The organism is Ensifer sp. LC11, from assembly GCF_001695835.1.
Classification (GTDB): Bacteria; Pseudomonadota; Alphaproteobacteria; order Rhizobiales; family Rhizobiaceae; genus Ensifer.
This window is the reverse complement of the sequence record NZ_MBSO01000052.1, coordinates 1-4,337: the sequence shown is the minus strand read 5'-3', so window position 1 is coordinate 4,337 and position 4,337 is coordinate 1. Positions and strand designations below refer to the sequence as shown.

Sequence of the window (4,337 nt, the reverse complement as noted above, 5' to 3'; positions counted from 1 at the left end):
CGATCGAAGACACCTGGCGACACATCGGCTCGCTCGTCGCAACCATCCAACCCGGCGAATGCAGCAATTACTTCGCAAACGCCGGCTACGCTTCCGTCAAAACATGAAACGCTCTAGAGTGCTTCAACGTCTCATCGAAACCGCGAAATGCTCGGGTTGTCTGAAATCGCGCTGTGCCGGACAGAAGCCCGCGTCACACGTCCCTGGAACGGCCTGCGGCCTATTCGCCCCAGGTCGTCTCCAGCACGCGGATCCAGTTGCCGTGGCAGATCCTGGTAAGCGCTGCATCGTCATAGCCGCGCGATCGCAGGAGATCGACGAAGAGCGGCAGATCGGCGGCGCTCCGCATTGCAGCGGGAATCGTCGTGCCGTCGAAGTCCGAACCGAGCGCGACATGCTCGATGCCGATGCGCTCGACGATGTAGTCGATATGGTCCGCCAGGAGCGTGAGCGGCGTATCCGGGTTTTTGACGCCGTCGGCGCGCAGGAACAGGACGCCGAAATTGATGCCGGCGAGACCGCCGGTGTCCTTGATCGCATCGAGCTGCCGGTCGGTGAGGTTGCGGCTGTGGGGGCAGAGCGCATGCACGTTGGAATGCGATGCCACCAACGGCGCCTGCGACAGCGCCGCGATATCCCAGAAGCCCTGCTCGTTCATGTGCGAGAGGTCGAGCATGATCTTCAGCTCGTTGCAGGCGCGCACCAGATCCTTGCCGGCCTCGCTGAGACCCGGGCCGATGTCGGGCGAGGAGGGAAAGCGGAAGGGAACGCCGTAGGCGAAGATGTTCGGCCGGCTCCAGACGGGTCCAAGCGTGCGCAGGCCCGCGGCATGGAGCACGTAGAGCGCCTCGAGGTCGGCAGCGACGGCCTCGACGCCCTCGATGTGAAGCACCGAGGCGAAGGCGCCATCGGCCATGGCATCGCGGATATCGGCAGCGCTGCGGCAGATCCTCAGCCTTCCCTGCGACTGCCGCTCGATCCGCATCAACAGGCTCGCCATGCCGAGCGTCGCTTCGAGCGCACTCGCCTGGTCCGGCGTCGCAAACTCGCCGCTGCCATCCTTCGCAAGGCCCGGGGACGCCACGTAAACGGCGCAGAGACCGCCGGCCAGCCCGCCCTTCTCGGCCTTGTCCAGATCGATATGCCCGGTATCGACGCCATCGAGGAAGCGCCGCTCCGGCGCGCCGCCCGGCGAGCGCCAAAGCCGCGACAGCACGTCGTTATGTCCATCGAAGACCGGGATTTTCGCTTGCGTCGCCAATTCTGGACCGCCTTCTCAACCTGTTGTCCTGTGCGCGACTCATGAATAGTCGCGCACGGACCATAGACATTGGGTGGGAGAACCGCACCCCTTTTCCTCGCCGCCCTACAGCGCCGCGCGTCTTATCAGACGCGTATAGGTCGCTGTAGCACTTTGATTTGCTGCATGTTTTTGTCCTTTGATCGGCTACGATCAAAGGAAACATGCAGTAGCGCAGGGCAGGTATGCCGGGCAAATGCAAACCGTGCATAGGCCTTGCCGGAATCGGAATTGGCAGCAAGCGCGGCTGTCGTGCTTAGTCTGAGAATACGCGCGGGAATACCGCCAACGGGACGGAGAATGGACATGACGAATCCGGTACCGCTGGATTGGCAAGCCGCCGAAGCAACAGCGAAACACCTGACCACACAATGGGCAGCGGACGAACCGGGCGGCGCCGTGATCGGTTTCGACGCGTCCGGAATCTGCTTCTCGCATGCGGGTGGCGTCGAGAGCCTCGCTACCTTTACCCCGTTCACGGTCGACAGCGTCGTGCGTTACGCGTCCCTCACCAAGCACGTCTTTTCGGCGATGGTGCTCGCCCATCACGACATCATCGGTCTCGGCGATACACTCGGCCAGCACCTTCCGGAGTTGCGGCCTCCACTTGCCAACGTCACCGTTGGACAGGCGCTCGACATGAGCGGCGGCCTGCCGGATACCCGAGAATGCCTGTCGCTGCTCGGCCTGTCCGTCTACACGGAAACCAAGGCCGGACCGCTGCTCGATTACATCTCGCGCCTCGAACGCCTGAACTTTGATGCCGGCAGCGAGGTTTCCTATTCGAACACCGGCTATCGCCTCGTCGAGGCGGCGCTTGAGCGCAAAGGGTTCCCTTTCGATGATTTCGTGCAGCGGCAGATCGCCGGCCCGCTCGGCATAGGGTTGAAGGCACCCGACACCTGGAACGACCCGATAAAGGGCCTCGTCCCCGGCTATTGGCAGTCAGGCGAAAGCTGGCAGCTTTCCGCCGCCGGTCTGCATATTTCAGCCTCCGGCAGTCTGACCGGCAGCGCCAAAGCGCTGGTCATCTGGCTGCAGGCGGTGCTGAATGATGAAGGTGACTTTGCCGGCCTTCTTGACAGGCTGCAGGCCGCCCGCGTTCTCGCTGACGGCCGGCCGACCGGCTACGGCCTTGGCCTGCGCAAATCGTGGCTCGGCGCGCGCGCGTTCGTCGGTCATGGCGGCTCGCATCCCGGCTACAAGACCTATTTCCTGCTTGACCCCGAGACCCAGGCCGGCTTCGTCGTGGTTTCCAATCGCGAGGACACCAACGGCCACAAGATCGCGCTCGAAAGCATGGCAGCACTGACCGGCCTTGCCTTGCCGGTGCCGGCATCCGATCTTGGCGACGGTTTCTATGTAACGGAAACCGGCCCTTGGTGGGTCGAGATCAAAGGCAGCACCTGCACCTATCTCGATGCCGACGAGACGCTCTATGACGATGGTGAAGGCTGGGCCTCGTCCCGCTCCGCCTCATCCCCGGTGCGGCTTCGTCGCGACGGCCCGGCGCTGGTCGGCGAGGTCGGCCATGCCGCACGGCGCTTCCTTCCGGCGAGAACCGGCGAGTCTGTTCCGGCGTCGCTCTCGGGCGTGTGGCGTTCGGATGAAGGCGCGGAGTTCGCGATCGACAACGGCACGGTCGTGATGGGCATCGGCCCTATACGCCAGGCGCTTGCGCTCAGCTCGCTCGGCAGCGGCCGCTTCCTGTTCACCTTGAATGACGGCCCCTGGGTGAAGCGCATCTGCCTGCATCTTCTCGGGCCGGATCGTCTTGAGCTGGTGACGAGCCGCGCCCGGATGATCGAATTCCGCCGGAGCGCCTGATTATTTCTTGCGGCAAGATTTCCTTGATAACGTGCAGACGCTGCCTCAAAGAAGCCCGATCCCTCGCGAATGGCTGGGCGTGACGAGACTCCGGAGTGCATGTCCTTGGAAATCAAATGGCTTGAAGACTTCCTGGCGCTCGCCAGCACGCTGAACTTCTCCAAGGCGGCGGACGAGCGTCACGTCACCCAATCAGCCTTCAGCCGCCGCATAAGGCAATTGGAGGCTTGGCTGGGGGCGACACTGGTCGACCGTGCGACCTACCCCTCGCGCCTTACCGAGGCCGGCGCAATATTCGTGCCCGTGGCCCAGGCGACGCTGAAGCAGCTTCACCAATCGCGACGCGACCTGCAGGAGGAGGAAGGGTCCGACGCCCGCACGATCAGGTTGACGGCGCTGCACACGCTGTCCTTCACCTTCTTTCCCGGCTGGATGACCCGCATCAACGCCAAGGTTGGACCGCTCTTCTCCCGCCTGCGTCCCGACTCCGGCAGCATGGAAGAAAACCTCAATTCGCTTGTCGACGGCGAGTGCGATTTCCTGCTCACCTATGCGCACACGCAGGTGCCCCACCTGCTCGATCCGCAGGCGTTCGAACACCGCGTGCTGGGCCAAGAGCGCATCCTCGCGGTCTCGGCGGCGGACGAGACGGGTGCACCGCTGCATCCGCTCGAAGATGGGGCGAAGCCTTTCCCGCATCTCAGCTATGAAAAATCGTCCTTCTTCGGCCAGCTTCTGGGCGATCTGATCGACCCGGAGTTGCCACCGGGGCGAAAGGTTCACGAGGGCAGCATGTCGGTCGGCTTGAAAGCCATGGCCGAAGCCGGTTGGGGCGTGGCCTGGGTGCCCGAAAGCCTGATGACCGCCGAACTGGCGAAGGGCTCGCTGGTCAGAGCCGCAGCACCGCTATGGGATATCAGCGTCGAAATCCGCCTCTATCGCGCCAGAGACAACCGCCGCCCAATCGTCGGGCGCGTCTGGCAGAGCCTGGAGACTGCCGCAACTTAAGCGGCAACCCAGACGACGTCGCCTAGAGCATCCCGCTCTCAAGTGGATTCACGTGAGGCGGAAAGATGCTCTAGAATCAAAGTGCTAGGACCAATCGACATTCAGGATTCCCAAATCGCTTAATCGCTGATTCATAAGATACCGTGTTAGGCACGGAGGTCGATGGTGGCGGTTAGGCGGTATGAACTGAGCGACGCTCAGT

At 63.1% G+C, this 4,337-nt stretch carries 3 protein-coding genes and 1 pseudogene; 3 read left to right on the top strand and 1 reads right to left on the bottom strand.

All coding sequences use genetic code 11. The annotated features are described in order from the left end of the window. Nucleotides 1–107 (top strand): annotated as a pseudogene (locus BBX50_RS30135) (IS630 family transposase); the annotation flags it as partial. A gap of 113 nt (nucleotides 108–220) precedes the next feature. On the opposite strand, the gene BBX50_RS25540 reads toward BBX50_RS30135, so the two are convergent. Continuing rightward, nucleotides 221–1,261, bottom strand: coding sequence for a dipeptidase (locus tag BBX50_RS25540; RefSeq protein ID WP_065778094.1), 1,041 nt, complete (start codon nucleotides 1,259–1,261; stop codon nucleotides 221–223). Nucleotides 1,262–1,606: 345 nt separating this feature from the next. On the opposite strand from BBX50_RS25540, the gene BBX50_RS25535 reads away from it, so the two are divergent. Continuing rightward, nucleotides 1,607–3,127 (top strand): serine hydrolase domain-containing protein, encoded by a 1,521-nt coding sequence (locus BBX50_RS25535; RefSeq protein WP_065778096.1) that lies wholly within the window; start codon nucleotides 1,607–1,609, stop codon nucleotides 3,125–3,127. A 105-nt stretch (nucleotides 3,128–3,232) separates the two neighbouring features. Beyond that, a complete protein-coding gene (locus tag BBX50_RS25530; RefSeq protein ID WP_065778095.1) occupies nucleotides 3,233–4,135 on the top strand; it encodes a LysR substrate-binding domain-containing protein in 903 nt (300 codons plus the stop codon). Nucleotides 4,136–4,337: the final 202 nt, after the last annotated feature.